Source organism: Pseudomonas sp. GW821-FHT05H12 (genome assembly GCF_059419385.1).
In genome coordinates this window covers 167,220-189,195 of sequence record NZ_JBWKRS010000003.1, presented here as the reverse complement: position 1 = coordinate 189,195, position 21,976 = coordinate 167,220, and the positions used below count along the sequence as shown (strand labels likewise).

Annotated in this window: 20 protein-coding genes; 12 read left to right on the top strand and 8 right to left on the bottom strand. The window is 61.0% G+C overall.

The window, feature by feature from the left end; genetic code table 11:
* Window positions 1-4: 4 nt before the first annotated feature.
* From pepP to gcvH, 8 genes are all read left to right on the top strand, one after another.
* On the top strand, window positions 5-1,327 hold the full coding sequence (pepP, locus tag AC07SU_RS04170) for a Xaa-Pro aminopeptidase (protein WP_176996861.1): 1,323 nt from the start codon (window positions 5-7) through the stop codon (window positions 1,325-1,327).
* Complete coding sequence (ubiH, locus tag AC07SU_RS04165) at window positions 1,324-2,511, top strand: 2-octaprenyl-6-methoxyphenyl hydroxylase (RefSeq protein WP_176996860.1); 1,188 nt, start codon at window positions 1,324-1,326, stop codon at window positions 2,509-2,511. The genes pepP and ubiH overlap by 4 nt, the downstream gene beginning before the upstream one ends.
* Window positions 2,504-2,989, top strand: coding sequence for a DUF4442 domain-containing protein (locus AC07SU_RS04160; RefSeq protein WP_494996280.1), 486 nt, complete (start codon window positions 2,504-2,506; stop codon window positions 2,987-2,989). Before ubiH ends, AC07SU_RS04160 begins: the two co-directional genes overlap by 8 nt.
* 9 nt (window positions 2,990-2,998) lie before the next feature.
* Complete coding sequence (locus tag AC07SU_RS04155) at window positions 2,999-4,216, top strand: 2-octaprenyl-3-methyl-6-methoxy-1,4-benzoquinol hydroxylase (protein ID WP_494996318.1); 1,218 nt, start codon at window positions 2,999-3,001, stop codon at window positions 4,214-4,216.
* Between the two features lie 161 nt (window positions 4,217-4,377).
* Window positions 4,378-5,382: an extracellular solute-binding protein gene (locus AC07SU_RS04150; RefSeq protein WP_176996858.1), complete on the top strand. Its 1,005-nt coding sequence runs from the start codon at window positions 4,378-4,380 to the stop codon at window positions 5,380-5,382.
* Window positions 5,383-5,576: 194 nt separating this feature from the next.
* Window positions 5,577-7,193 carry an ABC transporter permease gene (locus AC07SU_RS04145; protein ID WP_176996857.1) on the top strand — a complete coding sequence of 539 codons (1,617 nt, stop codon included), beginning with the start codon at window positions 5,577-5,579 and terminating at the stop codon, window positions 7,191-7,193.
* Window positions 7,194-7,349: 156 nt separating this feature from the next.
* Window positions 7,350-8,432, top strand: coding sequence for a glycine cleavage system aminomethyltransferase GcvT (gene gcvT, locus AC07SU_RS04140; protein ID WP_176996856.1), 1,083 nt, complete (start codon window positions 7,350-7,352; stop codon window positions 8,430-8,432).
* A gap of 53 nt (window positions 8,433-8,485) precedes the next feature.
* The gene (gene gcvH / locus AC07SU_RS04135; protein ID WP_176996855.1) at window positions 8,486-8,869 is read left to right on the top strand and encodes a glycine cleavage system protein GcvH; all 384 of its coding nucleotides are present in this window, start codon (window positions 8,486-8,488) and stop codon (window positions 8,867-8,869) included.
* A 100-nt stretch (window positions 8,870-8,969) separates the two neighbouring features.
* On the opposite strand, the gene AC07SU_RS04130 is transcribed toward gcvH, so the two are convergent.
* From AC07SU_RS04130 to AC07SU_RS04105, 6 genes are all read right to left on the bottom strand, one after another.
* Window positions 8,970-10,109 carry a DegT/DnrJ/EryC1/StrS family aminotransferase gene (locus tag AC07SU_RS04130; RefSeq protein ID WP_178919961.1) on the bottom strand — a complete coding sequence of 380 codons (1,140 nt, stop codon included), beginning with the start codon at window positions 10,107-10,109 and terminating at the stop codon, window positions 8,970-8,972.
* A gap of 164 nt (window positions 10,110-10,273) precedes the next feature.
* Entirely contained in the window at window positions 10,274-10,588 is a 315-nt protein-coding gene (locus AC07SU_RS04125; protein ID WP_021492636.1) for a DUF2388 domain-containing protein, read from the bottom strand.
* A gap of 69 nt (window positions 10,589-10,657) precedes the next feature.
* Window positions 10,658-11,104 carry an NfeD family protein gene (locus AC07SU_RS04120; protein WP_176996853.1) on the bottom strand — a complete coding sequence of 149 codons (447 nt, stop codon included), beginning with the start codon at window positions 11,102-11,104 and terminating at the stop codon, window positions 10,658-10,660.
* A gap of 4 nt (window positions 11,105-11,108) precedes the next feature.
* Window positions 11,109-12,029, bottom strand: coding sequence for an SPFH domain-containing protein (locus tag AC07SU_RS04115; RefSeq protein WP_176996852.1), 921 nt, complete (start codon window positions 12,027-12,029; stop codon window positions 11,109-11,111).
* Between the two features lie 77 nt (window positions 12,030-12,106).
* Entirely contained in the window at window positions 12,107-13,792 is a 1,686-nt protein-coding gene (locus tag AC07SU_RS04110) for a GspE/PulE family protein (protein WP_494996279.1), read from the bottom strand.
* Between the two features lie 85 nt (window positions 13,793-13,877).
* A complete protein-coding gene (locus AC07SU_RS04105; RefSeq protein WP_494996278.1) occupies window positions 13,878-14,216 on the bottom strand; it encodes an ACT-like domain-containing protein in 339 nt (112 codons plus the stop codon).
* A 127-nt stretch (window positions 14,217-14,343) separates the two neighbouring features.
* Between AC07SU_RS04105 and AC07SU_RS04100 the strand changes: the two genes are divergently transcribed.
* Window positions 14,344-14,814 (top strand): Lrp/AsnC family transcriptional regulator, encoded by a 471-nt coding sequence (locus tag AC07SU_RS04100; protein WP_007928270.1) that lies wholly within the window; start codon window positions 14,344-14,346, stop codon window positions 14,812-14,814.
* 84 nt (window positions 14,815-14,898) lie between these two features.
* Here AC07SU_RS04100 and AC07SU_RS04095 read toward each other — a convergent pair whose 3' ends face one another.
* Window positions 14,899-16,266: a CYTH domain-containing protein gene (locus tag AC07SU_RS04095; protein ID WP_494996277.1), complete on the bottom strand. Its 1,368-nt coding sequence runs from the start codon at window positions 16,264-16,266 to the stop codon at window positions 14,899-14,901.
* A 158-nt stretch (window positions 16,267-16,424) separates the two neighbouring features.
* On the opposite strand from AC07SU_RS04095, the gene argE reads away from it, so the two are divergent.
* Together argE and argA are read left to right on the top strand one after the other, a co-directional pair.
* Window positions 16,425-17,573: an acetylornithine deacetylase gene (gene argE / locus AC07SU_RS04090; protein WP_494996276.1), complete on the top strand. Its 1,149-nt coding sequence runs from the start codon at window positions 16,425-16,427 to the stop codon at window positions 17,571-17,573.
* A 135-nt stretch (window positions 17,574-17,708) separates the two neighbouring features.
* On the top strand, window positions 17,709-19,007 hold the full coding sequence (gene argA / locus AC07SU_RS04085) for an amino-acid N-acetyltransferase (protein WP_176996847.1): 1,299 nt from the start codon (window positions 17,709-17,711) through the stop codon (window positions 19,005-19,007).
* Window positions 19,008-19,093: 86 nt separating this feature from the next.
* On the opposite strand, the gene tauA is transcribed toward argA, so the two are convergent.
* The gene (tauA, locus tag AC07SU_RS04080) at window positions 19,094-20,080 is read right to left on the bottom strand and encodes a taurine ABC transporter substrate-binding protein (protein WP_494996275.1); all 987 of its coding nucleotides are present in this window, start codon (window positions 20,078-20,080) and stop codon (window positions 19,094-19,096) included.
* A 370-nt stretch (window positions 20,081-20,450) separates the two neighbouring features.
* Here tauA and AC07SU_RS04075 point away from each other — a divergent pair, with 370 nt between their 5' ends.
* The gene (locus AC07SU_RS04075; protein WP_494996274.1) at window positions 20,451-21,818 is read left to right on the top strand and encodes an OprD family porin; all 1,368 of its coding nucleotides are present in this window, start codon (window positions 20,451-20,453) and stop codon (window positions 21,816-21,818) included.
* Window positions 21,819-21,976: the final 158 nt, after the last annotated feature.

Here is a 21,976-nt window from a genome sequence, read left to right as displayed (position 1 = left end):
GCCCATGATTCATATCCCCAGAGCGGAATACACCCGGCGCCGCAAGGCGCTCATGGCGCAGATGGAACCCAACAGCATCGCGATCCTGCCCGCCGCCGCCGTGGCGATCCGTAATCGTGATGTCGAGCACGTGTACCGCCAGGACAGCGACTTCCAGTACCTCAGTGGTTTCCCTGAGCCGGAAGCGGTGATCGTGCTGATGCCCGGTCGCCAGCATGGCGAGTACGTGCTGTTCTGCCGCGAACGCAATGCCGAACGCGAACTGTGGGACGGCCTGCGTGCCGGGACCGAAGGCGCGATCCGTGACTTTGGCGCCGACGACGCATTCCCCATTACCGACATCGACGACATCCTGCCCGGCCTGATCGAAGGCCGCGATCGGGTGTATTCGGCCATGGGCAGCAACGCCGAGTTCGATCGCCACCTGATGGAGTGGATCAACGTGATCCGCTCTAAAGCGCACCTGGGCGCCCAGCCGCCGAACGAGTTTGTTGCCCTGGATCATCTGCTGCACGACATGCGCCTGTATAAATCGGCGGCAGAAGTGAAGGTGATGCGCGAAGCGGCGCGAATCTCCTGCGCGGCGCATGTGCGGGCCATGCAGGCCAGCCGCGCCGGTTTGCATGAGTTCAGCCTGGAAGCCGAGCTGGATTACGAGTTCCGCAAGGGCGGCGCGAAAATGCCGGCCTATGGCTCCATCGTTGCCGCCGGGCGCAACAGCTGCATCCTGCATTACCAGCAGAATGATGCAGTGCTCAAGGATGGCGACCTGGTGCTGATCGATGCCGGTTGCGAGATCGACTGCTACGCCAGTGACATCACCCGCACCTGGCCGGTCAATGGCAAGTTCTCGCCGGAACAGAAGGCAATCTACGAGATTGTGCTGGCCTCCCAGGAAGCCGCGTTTGCCGAGATCGCCCCGGACAAGCATTGGAATCAGGCGCATGAAGCGACCGTCCAGGTGATCACGGCCGGGCTGGTAAAGCTGGGCTTGTTGCAGGGCGACGTTGACGAGTTGATCGCCAGCGAAGCCTACAAGGCTTTCTATATGCACCGCGCCGGCCATTGGCTGGGCATGGATGTGCATGATGTGGGCGAGTACAAGGTGGGCGGTGAGTGGCGTGTGCTGGAAGTGGGCATGGCGTTGACCGTGGAGCCGGGGATCTACATTTCGCCGGACAACCAGAACGTGGCAAAGAAATGGCGTGGCATTGGCGTACGCATCGAGGACGACGTGGTAGTGACCAAGCAAGGCTGTGAAATTCTGACCGGTGGCGTGCCCAAGGCCGTTGCCGAGATCGAAGCGCTGATGGCAGCCGCCCGATGAGCAGGGTCAACCTCGCCATCATCGGCGGCGGCCTGGTGGGTGCCAGCCTGGCGCTGGCGTTGCAGGCCGGGGCCAAGGCACGAGGCTGGAAGATCGTACTGATCGAACCCTTCGCACCCGGTGACAGTTATCAGCCGAGCTACGACGCACGGTCCTCGGCACTGTCATTTGGCGCCCGTCAGATTTACCAACGCCTGGGCCTGTGGCAGGAAATTTCCCGGCGTGCCGAGCCGATCAAGCAGATTCACGTGTCGGACCGTGGGCGCTTCTCCACCGCACGGTTGACCGCGCAAGAGGAGGGCGTGCCGGCCCTGGGTTACGTCGTGGAAAACGCCTGGCTGGGTCAATGCCTGTGGCAAGGCCTGGACAAGGACGTGGTCAGCTGGCGTTGCCCGGCCGAAGTCACACGCATGGAGCCATTGCCCGATGGCTACCGCCTGACCCTCAACGATGAAACCGTGCTGGAATGCGACCTGGCGGTACTCGCCGATGGCGGCCGTTCCGGCCTGCGCGAGCAACTGGGCATTGGCGTGAAGACCCGCCCGTACAACCAGAGCGCACTGATCGCCAACATCACCCCAAGCGAACCCCATAACGGCGAAGCCTTCGAGCGCTTCACCGATGAAGGCCCGATGGCCCTGCTGCCGCTGCCGGACAACCGTTGCGCGCTGGTCTGGACGCGCATCGGCATGGACGCCCAGCGCCTGGCCAACCTCGACGAACGAGCCTTCCTCAGCGAACTGCAGGGCGTATTCGGCTACCGCCTGGGCACCTTGAAGCAAGTCGGTGCCCGCCACCTGTACCCGTTGACCCTGGTCGAGGCCGAGGAGCAAGTACGCTCGCACCTGGCCATCCTCGGCAACGCTGCCCACAGCCTGCACCCGATTGCCGGGCAGGGCTTCAACCTGTCTCTGCGCGACGCGAATGCCCTGGCCGAGGCCTTGTTGGCCGGGCCTGCGGTACCGGGCGACCTGGCGACCTTGCAGGGCTACCTTGAGCGCCAGCGCCTGGACCAGAAAATGACCGTGGGTTTTTCCGACCAGGTCACGCGCCTGTTCGGCAGCGCGCAACCGCTGGTGGCGTTGGGCCGTAACCTCGGCCTGCTGGGGTTGGACTTGCTGCCACCGGCCAAACGCTGGTTCGCCCGTCAGGCCATGGGCCTGGGCACGCGTCCCGATGCGTAAGTGGCTGACCGAGCGCCTGGGCAAGGCGCGGCTGTTGCGTCTGTTCCTGACCCTGTACCCGCCGTACCTTGGCGCGGGCGTTCGGGTGCAGGCGCTGAGCGCGGATTTTCGCCATGCCAAGGTGCGCATGGGCCTGGGCTGGTACAACCGCAACTACGTCGGCACGCAGTTCGGCGGCAGCCTGTATTCGATGGTCGACCCGTTCTACATGCTGATGCTGATGGAGAACCTGGGTCGCGATTACATCGTCTGGGACAAGGCCGCGAGCATCGATTTCATTTCGCCGGGCAAAGGCCCGGTGTACGCCGAGTTTTCCATCGACGACGCGTTGCTCGATGACATTCGCCGGCAGACCGAAGGTGGCGAGAAGTACTTGCCTCACCTCAAGGTTCAGATTCATGACGGCTCCGGCACCCTGGTGGCGCGGGTCGACAAAACCCTTTACGTGCGGCGCAAGCCGCCAGCGAGACAGGCTTAAAGCATGGACATGCGCGCAGATGTGCTGATTGTCGGGGCCGGAATGGTCGGGAGCGCCCTGGCGCTGGCGTTGCAGGGCAGTGGCCTGCAGGTGCTGCTGCTCGACGGCAGCCCGCTGAGCGTCAAGCCATTCGACCGCGAGGCCGCCTTCGAACCCCGTGTGAGCGCATTGTCGGCCGCCAGCCAGCGTATTCTGGAGCGCCTGGGCGTGTGGGACGGCATCGTCTCGCGCCGCGCCAGCCCTTACGGCGAGATGCAGGTGTGGGACGGCAGCGGCACCGGGCAGATCCACTTTTCGGCCGCCAGCGTGCATGCCGAGGTGCTCGGGCATATCGTCGAGAACCGTGTGGTGCAAGACGCCTTGCTCGACCGCCTGCACGACTGTGATCTGGGCCTGCTGGCCAACGCACGTCTGGAGCAGATGCGCCGCTCCGGCGATGACTGGCTGCTGACCCTGGCCGACGGCCGCACCTTGCGTGCACCCCTGGTGGTGGCCGCCGATGGCGCCAACTCCGCCGTGCGCCGCCTGACCGGCACCGCGACCCGCGAGTGGGATTACCTGCACAACGCCATCGTCACCAGCGTGCGCAGCAGCCAGCCGCACCAGCGCACGGCCTGGCAACGCTTTACCGACACCGGCCCACTGGCGTTTTTGCCGTTGGTGCGCGATGGGCAGGAAGATTGGTGCTCGATCGTCTGGTCCACCACGCCGGCTGAGTCCGAGCGCTTGATGGCGCTGGATGATGAGGGCTTTTGCCGCGAACTGGAGCGCGCCTTTGAAGGGCGGCTGGGGACTGTGATCAGTGCAGACCCGCGCGTTTGTGTGCCCCTGCGTCAACGTCACGCCAAACGCTATGTGGCTGAAGGCCTGGCGTTGATCGGCGACGCGGCCCACGTGATCCATCCATTGGCCGGGCAGGGTGTGAACCTGGGCTTTCTCGATGCGGCGACCTTGGCTGAGGTGCTGCTCTCGGCGACTGAACGCGGCGAGCGCCTGGCGGATGTGAAAGTGCTGAGCCGCTACGAACGCCGGCGCATGCCGCACAACCTGGCGTTAATGGCGGCGATGGAAGGTTTCGAGCGACTGTTCCAGGCCGACCAACTGCCATTGCGCTGGTTGCGCAACGCCGGCTTGAAGATGGTCGACCAGATGCCCGAAGCCAAGGCCGTCTTCGTACGCCAAGCCCTCGGCCTGACCGGCGACCTCCCCGACCTCGCCCAACCCTGACCTCGAAACACAACCCCTGTAGGAGCCGGCTTGCCGGCGATGAGGCCCTCAGCCCCACCGCAAAAAGCCGGCCACGCAACATCTGGTAACGCCTCCACCAAGCGCCACCAAATGTGAGTCCTTATCATTTGCCCTCTTTTTGCAAATGAGAGACCGCACCCATGTTGGCACCCAAGCGCCTCCTGACTGCCCTGGCACTCACCCTGATCGGCAGCACCACCGTGCAGGCCGCCGACGAAGTGGTGGTCTACTCCTCGCGCATCGACGAACTGATCAAACCGGTGTTCGACGCCTACACCAAGAAGACCGGCGTACAGGTGAAGTTCATCACCGACAAGGAAGCCCCGCTGATGCAGCGCATCAAGGCCGAGGGTGAAAACGCCACCGCCGACCTGCTGCTCACCGTGGACGCCGGCAACCTGTGGCAGGCCGAGCAGATGGGCATCCTGCAACCGTTCACCTCTGAGGTGATCGACAAGAACATCCCCCTGCAATATCGCTCGTCCAAACACACCTGGACCGGCTTGAGCTTGCGCGCGCGAACCATTGCCTATTCCACCGACCGGGTAAAACCGGGTGATCTCACCACCTACGAAGCGCTGGCCGACAAACAGTGGGAAGGCCGCCTGTGCCTGCGCACGGCGAAAAAAGTCTACAACCAGTCGCTGACCGCCACCCTGATCGAAACCCATGGCGCGGAGAAGACTGAAGAGATCGTCAAGGGCTGGGTCAACAACCTGTCCACCGACGTGTTCTCCGATGACATCGCGGTGCTCGAGGCCATCAACGCCGGGCAATGCGACGTGGGCATCGTCAACACCTACTACTACGGCCGCCTGCACAAGCAGAACCCGAACCTGGCGGTGAAGCTGTTCTGGCCGAACCAGGGCGACCGTGGCGTGCACGTGAACCTGTCGGGCATCGGCCTGACCAAGCACGCGCCACACCCGGAAGCTGCCAAGGCGCTGGTGGAGTGGATGACCACGGCTGAAGCCCAGAAGATCTTTGCCGATGTAAACCAGGAATTCCCGGCCAACCCGGCTGTGCCGCCGTCTGCCGAAGTGGCGACCTGGGGCAAGTTCGTGGCAGACACCCTGCCGGTGGAAGTGGCGGGCAAGCGCCAGGCTGAGGCTATCCGCTTGATGGATCGCGCCGGCTGGAACTGATGCACATTTAGAAAACACAGCAGTTCATATGTGGGAGCAGTTTGTGTGGGAGCTGGCTTGCCTGCGATAGGATCACCTCGGTATGACTGATGTACTGAGGTGTTTGTATCGCAGGCAAGCCAGCTCCCACACAAGCCAGCTCCCACATTGGTTAGCGGCGACTTTAAATTCTTCATAATTCTGAGAGCTTTTCCTTGGCCCACCCCGCCCAACGCCGCTGGTACCTGCCGGTCTTCACCGTCGCCGCCCTGGTGCTGCTGCCGCTGAGCGTGCTGTTGCTGTCCTGGCAAAGCATCGACCCACAGATCTGGTCCCACCTCTGGGACACCCAGATGCCGCGCCTGCTGGACAACACCCTGACGTTGGTGCTTGGCGTCGGCGTCGGCGTGACCCTCCTCGGCGTCAGCCTGGCCTGGCTTACCAGCCTCTGCGAATTCCCCGGTCGGCGCTGGCTCGATTGGGCATTGATGCTGCCGTTCGCCATCCCGGCCTATGTGCTGGCGTTTGTCTTCGTCGGCCTGCTGGACTTTGCCGGCCCTGTGCAAACCCTGTTGCGCGAATGGTTCGGCACCGGTCTGCGCCTGCCACGGGTGCGATCCACCAGCGGCGTGATCATCGTGCTGGTGCTGGTGTTCTACCCCTACGTCTACCTGCTGGCGCGCACGGCGTTCCTGGCCCAGGGCAAAGGCTTGATGGAAGCGGCACGGGTGCTTGGGCAATCGCCGTGGCGAGCGTTCTGGCACGTGGCCCTACCCATGGCACGGCCCGCCATCGGAGCCGGCGTGGCCTTGGCCTTGATGGAGACCCTGGCGGATTTCGGCGCGGTTTCGGTGTTCAACTTCGATACGTTCACCACGGCCATCTACAAGACCTGGTACGGCTTTTTCAGCCTGTCGAGTGCGGCACAGTTGGCCAGCCTGTTGCTGCTGGTGGTGATGCTGGTGCTCTATGGCGAACGCCGTGCCCGAGGGGCCAGCCGGCCGAGCAATGAGCGGCCACGGGGCAAGGCGTTGTATCACCTGCACGGGTTCAAGGCTGCTGCGGCGAGCACCTGGTGCGGCCTGGTATTCGCCTGTGCCTTTGTCATTCCGATGGTACAACTGGTGGCCTGGTTCTGGCAGCGCGGCCGGTTCGACCTGGATGAACGCTATTCGGGCCTGATCCTTCACACCCTGTACCTGGGCGGGATTGCCGCGCTGATCACGGTCAGCGTGGCGTTGATACTGGCCTTTGCCAACCGCCTGGCACCGACCCGGGCGATACGCTCCGGCATCAGCTTGGCCAACGTCGGTTATGCCTTGCCGGGCTCGGTGCTGGCCGTGTCGATCATGCTGGCGTTCAGTTACCTGGACCGTGAGCTGGTGGTGCCGCTGTCCGGTTGGCTCGGTGGTGCAGGCAAGCCGCTGTTGCTGGGCAGCCTGTCGGCGCTGGTACTGGCGTATCTAGTGCGCTTCCTGGCGGTGGCCTATGGGCCGCTGGAAAACAGCCTGGCGCGCATCCGGCCGTCATTACCGGAAGCCGCGCGCAGCCTTGGCGTGAGTGGGCCACGACTGTTTTGCAAAGTGTATCTGCCGTTATTGCTGCCGGGGACCCTGAGCGCCGCGTTGCTGGTGTTCGTGGACGTACTCAAGGAAATGCCCGCTACCTTGCTGATGCGCCCGTTTGGCTGGGACACCCTGGCGGTTCGCATCTTTGAAATGACCAGCGAAGGCGAGTGGGCGAGGGCCTCACTACCGGCGCTGACGCTGGTGCTGGTGGGCCTGTTGCCGGTGATCGGGCTGATCCGTCGCTCTGCACGGCAAATCGGTTAGGTGCCAGTCCTACGGCTTGCGGCTACAATGCGCGGCATTCGGTGCGGTCCGTCTTTCGGATCGGGTCGCTGTGTGTGGCTGCAGGCCTTGTAATCAGAAGTGTCCAGCGCAAACGGCAACCCTGCGCACCTTCGCCAAGCCCGGAAGGAGAAACCCATGGGACAGCGTACGCCTTTGTATGACCTGCATCTCGCCCTCGGCGCGAAAATGGTCGATTTTGGCGGTTGGGATATGCCTCTGCACTACGGCTCGCAAGTTGAAGAACACCATCAGGTGCGACGCGACTGCGGGGTGTTCGATGTATCTCATATGACCGTGATCGATGTCACAGGCCCCCAGGCCAAGGAATGGCTCCAGCACTTGCTGGCCAATGATGTGGATCGTTTGCATGGCTGCGGCCGTGCGCTCTACAGCGCCATGCTCAACGAGCAGGGCGGCGTGGTGGATGACATGATCGTCTACCGAACCGACGACGGTTACCGACTGGTGGTTAACGCGGCCACCCGCGACCAGGACATGGCCTGGATGCAGGCGCAACTGGGCAGCTACCAGGTGCAACTGCACGAGCGGCCCGAATTGGCCATGCTCGCCATTCAAGGCCCCCACGCCCGGCAGAAAATCGCCGAGCTGGTCACCCAATCGCGTAGCACCCTGATCCACCAGCTCAAGCCTTTCGAGGGCCAGGCCGACGGCGACTGGTTTATTGCCCGTACGGGCTACACCGGCGAAGACGGGCTGGAAATCGTACTGCCTGCCGATCAGGCCCCTGGTTTTTTCAACGACCTGGTGGGTGCTGGCATTTCACCCATTGGTCTTGGGGCGCGCGATACACTGCGCCTGGAAGCCGGCATGAACCTGTACGGCCAGGACATTCACCAGGATGTTTCACCGCTGGCGGCGAATATGGCCTGGAGCATCGCCTGGGAACCCGTCGAGCGAGACTTCATCGGCCGTGCCGCGCTGGAAGCGGAAAAAGCGGCCGGGGTACAGTTCAAACTGGTAGGGCTGGTACTGGAAGAACGTGGCGTTCTACGTGCCCACCAAGTGGTTCGCATCGCCAATGTTGGCGAAGGGGAGATCACCAGTGGTAGTTTCTCTCCTACGCTGAGCAAATCCATTGCCCTGGCGCGCGTACCGACGGCAACTGCCGATCGGGCCGAAGTGGAAATCCGCGGCAAGTGGTACCCGGTTCGAGTGGTCAAACCGACCTTCGTACGCCATGGCAAAACCCTGATCTAACCTATTTCCGGCAGGCCAAAGGCCGCTGACATTTCTTCTTGAGGACACAGACTATGAGCGATATCCCTGCCGACCTGCGTTTTGCCGAAAGTCACGAATGGGCCCGTCTGGAAGCTGACGGAACAGTGACCGTCGGTATCTCCGACCATGCCCAGGAAGCGTTGGGTGACGTGGTGTTTGTTGAATTGGCCGAAGTCGGCGCTCAGTTTGAGGCTGAAGGCCAGGCGGGTGTGGTTGAGTCGGTAAAGGCTGCTTCGGATATCTACGCACCAATTGCTGGCGAAGTAATTGCTGTCAACGAAGAGCTGAGCGGTAGCCCTGAGCTGTTGAACTCCGACCCTTACGGTGCGTGGATCTTCAAGCTCAAGCCGAGCAACCCGGCTGACCTGGAAAAACTGCTGGATGCAGCCGGCTACAAAGCCGCCATCGGCGAGTAACACCGCAATCTACTGTAGGAGCCGGCTTGCCGGCGATGGCGGCCTCAAGTTCGCTGCAATGCTTGAGGGCCTCATCGTCGGCAAGCCGGCTCCTACAGGGTCAGCGTTTCAATACCGCTTTTACGGCCGCCACCGACCGCTCCACATCAGCCTCTGTCATCGCCGTAAACATCGGCAACGACACGATCAAACGCCCCACCTTCTCCGCGACCGGGAACATGCCTTCCTTGAACCCCTGTGCCCGATAAAGGCTCAGCAGGTGGATCGGCGGGTAGTGGTAGCCAATACCCACGCCGTGAGCTTGCATCTGCTCCATGAAGGTGGCGCGGGCAGGCAGGCCATCCTGACGTTCCGGCAGTACCAGTTGGAACAGGTGCCAGTTGCTGTTTTCGAAATCTGCGGGCGGCAGTTGCGCGCCGTATTGCTCTTCGAAGTCACTGCCGAAGCATTTGAAGTAGTGTCGCGCCAGGTTCTGGCGGTGAGCGGTGATCTTTTCGATATGAGCGAACTGACCCAGGCCAATGGCGGCGGCGATGTCGGTCATGTTGAACTTGCCGCCCAGCACGTCCACGTCCAGGCCATCGAAGCCGGTGCGGGTAACGCCCTGCAGGCGATATTTCTCTGCCAGGCGGGCTTCTTCGGCGTTATTCAACACCAGGCAGCCACCTTCCGACGAGGTGATGTTCTTGTTGGCCTGGAAGCTGAACGACACGAAGTCGCCGGTCGCGCCAATGCGCTCGCCATCCCAACTGGAACCCAGGGCTTGGGCAGCGTCTTCTACGATGCGCAGGTTGTACTTGTTGGCCAGGGCGTAAAGCATCGGCATGTCCAGCGGCAGGCCCGCCAGGTACACCGGAATGATTGCCTTGGTGCGCGGGGTGATTGCCGCCTCTACCTGAGCCAGGTCGATATTGCGGGTGACAGGGTCGATATCGGCAAACACGGGCGTGGCGCCCACTTCCAGAATCACGTTGGCCGTGGCAACCCAGGAAATCGGCGTGGTGATCACTTCATCGCCAGGGCCGATGCCCGCAATGCGCAGGGCAATTTCCATGGTGCAGGTGCCTGAGTTGAACGTGCGCACCGGGCGCCCACCAAAGTATTCCGACAACTGTGCCTCGAAGGCCTGCACTTTGGGACCGCTGGTGATCCAGCCTGAGCGCAATACATCGCCGACCGCCGAGATGGTGGCTTCATCAATGGTAGGTTTGGAAAACGGCAGAAAGGGCAGTTGGCTCATAACGACGAAGGCATCCGTTTCAGATTGGCGATGAGTGAGGGACGTATCAGTACCGGCATGGTTACACGGCTCGACTGAATATAGCCTGTCGCCCGTGAACGAATCGTCATGTTACGGACAAAAAAATGCCGCTTGAATAAGCGGCATTTTTTATGGGGCGTTTGTTACTCGGCCACAGCATTTTTCGCGAGGATGGCGTTGGCCAATTCCATATCCGTGGCTTGCAGGCCCGGATTGTCAGCGCGAACCTTCTGCATGGCTGCTTCCAGGTACGGGCCACGAATGCCGCCGTCGCTGGCAACGAAGCTGCCGGCGTCGTCTTGGGCGGCGACCACCAGCTTGTGGTCCTTGAAGGTCAGGTACGTCGAGCCGGTGGTGGCGCCCGAAGAGATGACATTGCGCCAGAAGCTGTCGGCCATGGCTGAACCGACAGGGAGGGAAAGCACAGCGAGGGTTGCGACAGCATATTTAAGACGCATGATGGGTGACTCCGGGTGGGTTATCTGTACTTTATGATTGTAGTAAGCCCAGCCGAGTTCCATCACTGACTAAACAGTTTCAACTGTTAAAACCACGCCATTCTGACCAATCACCCGTACTTGAGCGCCTACAGGGCTGTCCGGACCGGTTGCCATCCACACCCCATCACCGACTTTTATCTTGCCCCGGCCATCGACGATCGCCTGGTGCACCACAAAGACACGCCCCACCAGTTCCGAGCCGCGTTCGTTCAGCCCCGGCTGGTCGCTGGCCTTTGCGCTGCTGCGTTGGCGTTTCCACCAATACACGGCCGTCAATATCGACAGCACCGCGAACAACAGCAGTTGCCATTCCAGCCCAAGCGGCGGCACCAGGAACTTGATCACGCCCACCGCGGCCGCCGCGATACCCATCCACAGCAGGTAGCCGCCAGCGCCGAATACCTCCAGGATCAGCAGCACCGTGCCCAGTGCCAGCCAGTCCCAGAACGACAAGTGCTGCAGGAATTCCCACATGGCCTCAGCCTTTCTTGCTGTCGAAGGTGGCCTTGACGATCTCGCCGATGCCGCCCACGGCGCCAATCACCTGGCTGGCGTCCAGCGGCATCAGGATGACCTTGCTGTTGTTGGCTGACGCCAGCTTGCCCAGGGCGTCGATGTATTTCTGCGCCACGAAGTAGTTGACCGCCTGCACGTTGCCCGACGCGATGGCTTCCGACACGACCTGCGTCGCGCGAGCTTCCGCTTCGGCCTGGCGTTCACGGGCTTCGGATTCAAGGAAAGCCGCCTGTCGGCTACCTTCAGCCTCAAGGATCTGTGCCTGCTTCTTGCCTTCGGCGGTCAGGATCGCCGAGGCGCGCAGGCCTTCGGCTTCCAGAATCTGCGCACGCTTGATCCGTTCGGCTTTCATCTGGCCGGACATGGCGGCCATCAGGTCGGCAGGCGGGCTGATGTCCTTGATCTCGATACGGGTGATCTTGATGCCCCACGGCGCGGTGGCTTCATCCACGGTTTTCAGCAGTTTTTCGTTGATGCCGTCGCGCTGGCTGAGCATGGCGTCCAGCTCCATGGACCCCAGCACGGTACGGATGTTGGTTTGCAGCAGGTTGCGGATGGCATGTTCGAGGTTATTGACCTCGTAGGCGGCCTGGGCGGTGTTGACCACCTGGAAGAAGCACACGGCATCGATCTGCACGGTAGCGTTGTCGGCGGTGATGACTTCCTGTGGCGGAATATCCAGCACGCTCTCCATCACGTTGATCTTGCGGCCGATGCGGTCCATGACCGGGATGATGATGTTGAGGCCGGGCTTGAGGGTGTTGGTGTAGCGACCGAAACGTTCGACGGTCCACTGGTAGCCCTGCGGCACCACCTTGAAGCCCATGAACAGGATGGCCACGGCCAGGCCCACAAAAAGAAGCAGTACGGTTCCGATCTGCATAACGATTCCCTATCTGAAAGTGTCAGTGAAACGACGTTCGGCCGATTGTAACGGTCTCGTCACGGATAAGGACGGTTTCATGCCCCGACAATCAAAGGATTTGTTTCTGAATCCCCAGGCGTTACGCGCAAGACTTCAGCCAGGGTGGTAAGGCCGGCATTCATCTTGTCGATACCGGCCATGCGCAGGCTGCACATGCCTTGTTCAAGCGCCGCGCGGCGCAGCGCCTGTATATCGGCACCGGGCGTGATAAAGCCCTTGAGCGCTTCGTCCACCACCATGATTTCATAGAGGCCGGCCCGGCCCCGGTAGCCACTGTCACGACACTCCGCGCACCCGACCGCCTCATGGGCTTCAGTGTCTTTCACAGCGCGTTTGCAGTGAGGGCACAACACCCTCACCAGCCGCTGCGCCATCACGCCTATCAGCGTAGCCTTGATTAAATAATGAGCAATTCCCAGCTCTTGCAAGCGACTGATGGCGCTGGGGGCATCGTTGGTGTGCAGGGTCGACAGCACCAAATGCCCGGTCAGTGCGGCCTGGATCGCCATTTCTGCGGTTTCCTGATCACGAATCTCCCCGATCATGATGATGTCCGGGTCTTGTCGCAGCAGGGCGCGAATGCCGCTGGCGAAGGTCAGGTCGATGTTGTGCTGTACCTGCATCTGGTTGAAGGCGGGCTCGACCATTTCGATCGGGTCTTCCACCGTGCACAGGTTGACCTCGCGGGTCGCCAGTTGCTTGAGCGTGGTGTAGAGGGTGCTGGTCTTGCCCGACCCCGTTGGCCCGGTGACGAGGATGATGCCATTGGCCTGCCGAGTCATGGCGTGCCAGCGTTGTTGGTCATCGGTAGACAAACCCAACTGGTCAAAATCCTTGAGCAGGACCTGTGGGTCGAAAATGCGCATCACCAGTTTTTCGCCAAACGCAGTGGGCAAGGTGGACAGGCGCAGTTCCACCTCGGTGCCTGTGGGGCTCTTGGTCTTGACTCGCCCATCCTGGGGTTTGCGCTTTTCTGCCACATTCATCCGGCCCAGGCTTTTGAGGCGGCTGACCACGGCCATGGTGACTTGGGGCGGGAATTGGTAGACATCATGCAATAACCCATCGATGCGAAAACGCACGCGGCCCTGATCGCGGCAGGGTTCGATGTGGATATCGCTGGCCCGCTGGCCGAAGGCGTATTGCAGTAGCCAGTCGACAATATTGACGATGTGCGCGTCATTGGCATCCGGCTCCTTGTCGTGGACGCCGAGGTTGAGCAGTTCGGCAGTGCCAGGCACAGCGGGCTTTTGATCGGCACCGCTGACCGATTTGGCCAAGCGGTAAAACTCGCCGATGCAGCGCTGTATGTCCTGGGGGTTGGCGACCACGCGTTTGATCGAGCGCTTGAGCACCTGTGCCAGGCCGGCTTCCCAGGCGGTGATGCCGGGCTGGGCGCTGGCGATGGTCACGGTGTGCGCGTCCACGGCCACCGCGAGAATGGTGTGGCGTAAAGCGAAAGCGTGGGACATCAATGGCACCACGGTCGCCGCGTCGATCTTCAACGGGTCGATGCGCAGATAAGGCTGCCCAACGTGCCGAGCAAGCCATTGCGTCAGGGTTTCCAGGCAAGGCCCCTGTGCTGCAATGCACTCCAAGGGATGCAACGCATTGTTGGCGGGTAGCGCAGACAACTGCCGGGCGGTTTCGGGTGTTATCACGCCGCTGTCGATCATGGCGGGTAACAGCCGATGCAGTTCCAAAGGTTGATCAACGGGCATTGCAGGCTTCCTGGGCTGGCTTGGGGCGTAATCCCAAGGCTAGTCAGCCCCTGACTCAGCGCCTCCCGGCTTGTATTGCAGGCTTTTACAGCGCGACGGCTACCCGCTCTTGAGGCTCCGCGGAATCAGCTGCCCACAGTTCCAGGCTGCACACGCTGATCACATTTCGAATCTTTTCACCGATCACCTGGGCCCGGTGCCAGCTTAGGCCATTCATCACGATATCCACGCTCAGTAGGTCGTCCTCGCGGTTCACCTGGACCTGGCTGGGCGTCAGGAACTGCAGTGCAAAATAGTTGAGCACGCGGCACAGCACGTCCGGCTCAGCTTCGGCGACGATGCGGTAATGCGCCTGGCAATGCGCGCTGTTGACGGCCCACGCATCGACGCGGGTGGCGGGGTGGATGGTTTCGACGGCGTGCATGCTGACTCTCCAGATTCGACTGGAGAAATTTTTACATTCGGCACGGGAGATTTCTTATCTAAGATCGGCCATATTGGCCGCTATATGAATCACTCAATTCAATATGTCGGCAATCAAAGGTATTTTTATGCATAGCGAGCTGGACGCCTACGACCGTCGCATCCTGGCCCTGCTGCAAGAGGACGCCTCGCTGTCCAGTGCGCAGATCGCCGAGCAGGTGGGCCTGTCTCAATCGCCGTGCTGGCGGCGTATCCAGCGGCTCAAGGAGGAGGGGGTGATCCGTGGCCAGGTGACCTTGCTTGATCGCAAGAAGATCGGCCTCAACACGCAGATCTTCGCCGAGGTCAAACTCAACGCCCACGGTCGGTCCAACTTCACTGAATTCACCGAGGCGATTCGCGGTTTTCCGGAAGTGCTGGAGTGCTATGTGCTGATGGGGGCGGTGGATTTTCTGCTGCGCATCGTGACGGCGGATATCGAGGCGTACGAGCGGTTTTTCTTTGAGAAACTGTCGATGGTGCCGGGGATCCAGGAGGTCAATTCGATTGTGGCGCTGTCGGAGATCAAGTCCACCACGAGCCTGCCAGTGTTGCGCTGACAGGCTGGGCCCTATCGCCCGCAAGCGGGCTCCTACACGGTAAACCCAATCCCTGTAGGAGCCGGCTTGCCGGCGATAGCGATTTTACAGACGCAGCAGGGTCTTCCAGGCCCGGTTCTGGTACACCGCAATCGCCTGATGCATCCGCGCATCCAGCGACTCATCGGTGATCAGCTGGTTGGCCAGTTGCGCCAACTTGTTCAGCTCGCCGTACAAACGGTCCAGCTCCGGAATGTCCACCACATGGCGCGCATGGTGCAGCCAGGCCTGAATGCGTTCGATACGTGGCAGTTGCTCGGCCAGGTCTTCCGGCTGCTGCTGGTAGCGCGGCAGTTGCAGGGCGACGGCGTCGTCTGCCAGCAGGCGCGGCAGCCAGTTGGTGATTTGTGCAGCGCCCTGGCGATTGCCACGCACGTTGCGGTCGGCGGTCCAGCTACGGGCCAGCAACCAGCGGGAAGCGTTCAGCGAGAACAGGCCCCAACGCACGTCGTCCAATTCTTCGATGAATTGCTCAGGCGCGGCTTTGCGGATGTCTTCGTCGTCGTCACCGGCTTGCACCAGCGGGCGCCAGTCTTCCAGCAGGGCATCCAGTGCGCTGCGCAGTTCACTGGTGGACTGACGAGGTGCAGCTTGACCGAGGCTGCCGACCAGGGCGCGCAGTTCGCCCAGGTTGTCGACCCAGTCCTTCAGCAGGCGCCAGTGGCCATTGAAACGGTATTGTTCGGCCAGGCGCTGGCTGCTGCCGAGCAGGTGCCACATGATGGCGGCGAAAGCGTCGTCCAGCGGCATTTCGGCGTGCAGCTCAGGTGCCGGCAGGCTCAGGGAGTAGCTGCTGGCGTCGTACAGGCGGTAGCCGCGCTCGGCCTTGCTGATGTCGCAGGGCATCAGGGCCAGGGTGGCGGCCAGTTCGGCGGCCAGTTCCAGCAGGGCAGCCGGTTCGCCTTCACGCAATTCCAGCTCCAGCTCGCAGATTTCTTCTTTCTGCTTGCCGACCACCACGTGGCCCAGGTCCAAGGCCGCTTCGATAACCACCTTGGCCTTGCCACGGCCCCAGGCGATTTCGGCGCGCTCACGCACGAAGTCGGTGGTGAAGATCGGCTTAAGGGTCTTTTTGTCCAGCTCGGCCAGTTGCTCGGGCCAGCATTCGCCGTCCAGCTTCTTCACGTCGAGCTTGGCTTTGGGCAGGTCCCAGTTGTACTCGTTGCGTTCCGACAAGCCGGCGACGCTCTGGCCACGGGTCTTGAGGGTCTGGATGATGTCGTCACCGTCCTTGCGCAGGCGCAGGGCGACTTTGGCCTGGGCCAGGTCGCGCTCGGGGGTGTCGAAATACTGGTTCATCAACTCACGGCGTTCCCAGCCACTTTTGTTGCGTTTTTTCAGTAGCGGGTGCTCGCGCAGCGCGGCGAGTGTTTCGCGGCTGACGCGGAGCTTGATTTCGGTTTCTTTTTGCATGGCCGGAACATCCAGGATCGGGAGCGCAGCCGGGGAAAAGAGTGGCTGCCAAGGTCGTGCAGTGTACAGGACTGAGCCCGGCAACGCGCCGCAACGGTTTATTGTGTCGTGCAGATGGCTCTATAGTGGGGCTCATCCGGGAAGTTGAGAGACCGCGCATGCCATTACCGTCCATGAAAGAGCAGTTTGCCGCGCTGATTGCTGCGCCGTCGGTCAGTTGCACCCAGGCGTCTCTCGACCAGACCAACCGCCCGGTGATCGATTTGCTCGCCAGTTGGCTGGGCGACCTGGGTTTTGCCATCGATATCCAGCAGGTCAGCCCTGGCAAGTTCAACCTGCTGGCCAGTTTTGGCAGCGGCCCGGGTGGGCTGGTGTTGGCAGGCCACAGCGATACGGTTCCTTACGACGCCGCGCTGTGGAAGACCGATCCGCTCAAGCTGACGGAAGTGGACGGCCGCTGGGTAGGACTGGGCAGTTGCGACATGAAGGGCTTTTTCGCCCTGGCCATCGAAGCGGTGTTGCCGCTGCTGGACCAACCGTTCAAGCAACCGCTGTTGATCCTCGCCACCTGTGATGAAGAAAGCTCCATGTCCGGCGCCCGTGCGCTGGCTGAGGCGGGGCGGCCACTGGGGCGTGCGGCGGTGATCGGCGAGCCTACCGGCCTCAAGCCGATCCGCCTGCACAAGGGCGTGATGATGGAACGCATCGACATTCTGGGCCAGAGTGGCCATTCGTCGGATCCGAGCCTGGGCCACAGCGCACTTGAAGCCATGCACGACGCCATCGGCGAACTGCGCGGCCTGCGCCTGGCCTGGCAGCGCGAGTACCGTAACCCGCAATTCAGCGTACCCCAGCCGACCATGAATTTCGGTTGTATCCACGGTGGCGACAACCCCAACCGTATCTGCGGCCAGTGTTCCCTGGAATTCGACCTGCGCCCCCTGCCGGGCATGGACCCCCAGGTGCTACGCGATGCGATCCGGCAGAAGCTGCAACCCTTGGCCGAGCGTCATCAGGTCAAGATCGACTACGCGCCGTTGTTCCCCGAAGTGCCCCCGTTCGAACAGCCCGAAGACGCCGAACTGGTGCGTGTGGCTGAACGTTTGACCGGTCATCGTGCCGAAGCAGTAGCGTTCGGCACCGAAGCGCCTTATCTTCAGCGCCTTGGGTGTGAAACCCTGGTGCTTGGCCCTGGCGACATCGCCTGTGCCCATCAGCCGGGCGAGTACCTCGAAATGTCACGCTTGACGCCTACAGTGCGTCTATTGCGGGAACTGATCGAACACTACTGCCTGAAACCCGCATAAATTAACCCCAACCTGTTCGTACATAGAAAGGAGAGTGAGCGTGTCGCCAAGCCTGTTCCGACGATAACCATCAGCCCGCTGTGCGCTTTCACGATTCATCCTTTTCGGCTGCTTTTTATTACAGGCCCAGGTGTTATGCCCGACTACGTAAATTGGCTTCGTCACGCTTCGCCCTACATCAATGCCCACCGCGACTGCACCTTTGTGGTCATGCTCCCGGGCGACGGTGTGGAACACCCCAACTTCGGCAATATCGTCCACGACCTGGTGTTGCTCCACAGCCTGGGCGTGCGGCTGGTGCTGGTCCATGGCTCGCGCCCACAGATCGAAACCCGTCTTGAAGCACGCGGCCTGACCCCGGCTTACCACGAAGGGTTGCGCATCACCGATGCCGCAACGCTGGAGTGTGTGATCGACGCGGTCGGCCACTTGCGGATTGCCATTGAAGCGCGCCTGTCCATGGACATGGCCTCCTCGCCAATGCAGGGCTCGCGCCTGCGGGTGGCCAGCGGCAACTTGGTGACGGCGCGGCCGATCGGCGTACTTGAAGGGGTGGACTACCACCACACCGGCGAAGTGCGTCGGGTCGACCGCAAGGGCATCAATCGCCTGCTGGATGAACGCTCCATCGTGCTGTTGTCGCCTCTGGGTTATTCGCCTACCGGTGAGATTTTCAACCTGGCCTGCGAAGACGTCGCCACGCGCGCCGCCATCGACCTGGGCGCCGACAAACTGCTGCTGTTCGGCGCCGATTTAGGCCTGATTGATGAACATGGTCGTCTGGTGCGCGAGTTGCGCCCGCAACAAGTGCCGGCGCACCTGCAGCGCCTGGGCAGCAACTATCAAGCCGAACTGTTGGACGCGGCAGCCGAGGCGTGCCGGGGCGGGGTAGGGCGCAGCCACATCGTGAGCTACGCCGAAGACGGTGCTTTGCTCACCGAGCTGTTTACCCGGGACGGCGGCGGTACGCTGGTGGCCCAGGAACAATTCGAGCAGGTACGCGAAGCGGCGATTGAAGATGTCGGTGGTTTGCTCGATCTGATCAGCCCGCTGGAAGAGCAGGGCATCCTGGTGCGTCGCTCGCGGGAAGTGCTGGAGCGTGAGATCGAACAATTCAGCGTGGTGGAGCGCGAAGGCATGATCATCGCCTGTGCGGCGCTGTATCAGATCGCGGATTCGGACGCGGGCGAGCTGGCGTGCCTGGCGGTCAACCCGGAGTACCGTCATGGTGCGCGGGGTGATGTGTTGCTGGAGCGCATCGAGACCCGGGCGCGGGCGCAGGGTTTGAAAACCTTGTTCGTTCTCACCACTCGTACCGCCCACTGGTTCCGTGAGCGTGGTTTTGAGCCGAGCAGCGTGGACCGCCTGCCGTCGGCGCGGGCGTCGCTGTACAACTACCAGCGTAACTCGAAGATTTTCGAAAAGGCTTTGTAACCCACAATTGTGTAGGAGCCGGCTTGCCGGCGATGGCATTTTCAAGGACGCCATCGCCGGCAAGCCGGCTCCTACAAAGTGTTGTGTCAGGGCTTGATGAATTTGTCAGTTACGTACGCCGAATAGTCCGGCAGTACCGTCTCAACCTTCCCCTGTTCCTTCAAGAACTTCGCTGTTTCCCCAATCGCCTTTGCCGTGCCGCCTTTAAGCAGGGCATCGGTTTGCTGCGCCTGGGCGTCCGGGAATGTGGTGCCGGCCAGCAACTCAGGAATGTCGGCGGCGTTGGAGCCTGTCAATTTAGCGATTTTCTGCACAGGCTCGGAACCGACCGTCCAGCTGTCTTTATGGGCGGCGTAGTCGGCGAATGAGTCGAGGGTGACCTTGGCAAACTTGGCCACTACGTCAGGATGTTTTTCGGCGAAATCCTTGCGAGCCACCCACACTTCAAAGGTGGGCGCACCCCACTGACCCACCTGGGCCGCGTCTGTCAGGGTTTTGCCGGTCTTGCGGATCTCGCCCAAGGCGGGCGACCACACGAACGCGCCGTCAATATCGCCACGTTTCCACGCGGCGGCGATTTCGGCCGGTTGCAGGTTCACCACTTTGACTTTTTTAGTGTCCAGGCCCCAGTGCTTCAGGGCGCCGAGCAGGCTGTAATGAGAGGTTGAGACAAAAGGCGTGGCGATGGTTTTGCCGACCAGGTCCTGAGGTGTGTCGATGCCGCTGCCGTTGCGCACTACCAAGGCTTCAGAAGCATTGATCTGCGCCGATACGATAAACGCCACGATCGGCAGATTGCGTGAAGCCGCCGCTGCGAGCGGGCTGGAACCCAGGTTGCCGATCTGTACATCGCCGGAGGCGATGGCCGTCACGACTTCAGGCCCACTGTTGAATCGGCGCCAGGCGATATTCTCGCCAATGGCCTTTTCATAGAGGCCGTCGGCCTGGGGGACTTTGCTGGGGTCAATACCGGTTTGGTAGCCGATGGTTAAATCGGCCGCTTTGACACCAAAAGAAAGTATTAGTGACACAAAAACTGTAACAAATTGACGGGAGGATGTGCGTTTGGCCATGATGGCGTCGCCTTTTTGATCGTGGGTGACGTATGCAACAGTACGGCCACACTAATCGATCTAAAAAAAGGCTGGTAAATACCCTTTAGGAATTAGCTTATGGAGCGGTTTGTCTATGCTGACTCGCTCGCTTCATGGAAAGCCTTATTCCTGGATCGTATGAAAAAGAATGAAACAATTCTTTTTGGGTGTATGAAAAACTCATTACCCTGCAGGGACCAAATTAACTGCGGTTAGACGAAGGTAGTAGACACACAAGGTTACGATTGACTTGGTAGTCACTATCTGGCGCTAATCGCGCATCTGTGGATCAAGGGCGTCAGACCCGAGACCTTAGAAATACAAAAATTAGAAATGAGAGGAGCGGTACATGAAGAAGTCAACATTGGCGCTGGCTGTGGCCGTCGCTGGCATTGCCCAGCAAGTGAGCGCTGCTGGTTTTATCGATGACAGCAAAGTAACACTGGGTCTGCGTAACTTTTACATCAACACTGATAACCGTGATGGACACCGCGGGACGACTGGTGGTGCTGCCAACACAGCTAGCAAAAACGCTGAATGGGGCCAAGGCTTCGACCTGCGCTTCATCTCCGGCTTCACCCAAGGCACCGTAGGCTTCGGTCTCGATGCTATCGGCCTGTACGGCGTGCGTCTGGACTCCAGCCGTGCCGAACACGGCAACTACACCGGCACTGCTTCTGGCGGTACTGTGTTCCCAAGCGATGGCAACAAAGCCGTCAACGATTTCGCCAGCCTGGGTGTGACCGGTAAGGTCAAGGTTTCCCAGACCGTGTTGAAAATCGGCACCCTGCAACCAAACAACCCGGTCATCAAGACCAACGACGGTCGTTTGCTGCCACAAACCTTCCAGGGCGGCGAGATCTCTTCGAACGAGATCAAGGACCTGACCCTGACTGCTGGTCAGATCGAGCACGCCAAGGGCCGTAACTCCAGCAACAACGAAGGCTTGTCGCTGGCTGGCGCCAACGGTAGCTCGAACTACGACGCAGGCAACTTCGTCAACAAGTTCTACTACGCCGGTGCTGACTACAAAATCACCAAAGACCTGACTGCTTCGTACTACTACGGCGAGCTGAAGGACTTCTACGCACAGAACTTCCTGGGCTTGGTCCACAACTGGGCTATCGGTCCAGGCGTGCTGAAAAGTGACCTGCGCTACTACCGTAGCCGTGACAACGGCGCCAACGGTAACGAAGCTGGCTACTACACTTCCGGTTACTACTCGGATCACCCGACCAACGCCACCAAGGTTAAAGGCAAGGTCGACAACGATCTGTACAGCTACTTGGCGTTGTACTCGGTTGCTGGTCACACCTTCGGTGCTGGCTACCAGTACACCAAAGGCGACAGCGACTTCCCTTGGTTGAACCAAGGTGACGGCTCGTCCAACAGCACCATCACCGACATGCAGATCCAGAAGTTTGCCCGCGCCGGCGAGCGTACCTGGCAAGCTCGCTACGCTTATGACTTCGCTAAAGTCGGCGTACCTGGCCTGACTGCTGGTGTCGTGTACCTCAAAGGCAGCAACATCGACACCGTCGTCGGTGAAAAAACCGAATGGGAACGCGACTTGACCCTGGCTTACGTTGTTCCAGAAGGCCCGCTGAAAAACCTCGGCGTAGCCTGGAAGAACGCTATGTGGCGTACCGACCTGGTGAACACCCGTTCCCAGGACGAAAACCGCGTAATCGTCAGCTACAGCTACGCGTTCAAGTAAGAGCGTAAAACCTTGCCCGGCGCAATGCCGGGCAAGGTGTCTTGCTTTCAAGTCGGGCTCAACCCCCGCAAGCCCTTCCCGAATCCCCTCTTGTACAGCGTCTCAAGGCCTTCTCGAACCTTGTGATGGATGTTGATCCTCGGCCTTTCCCGCGTCCA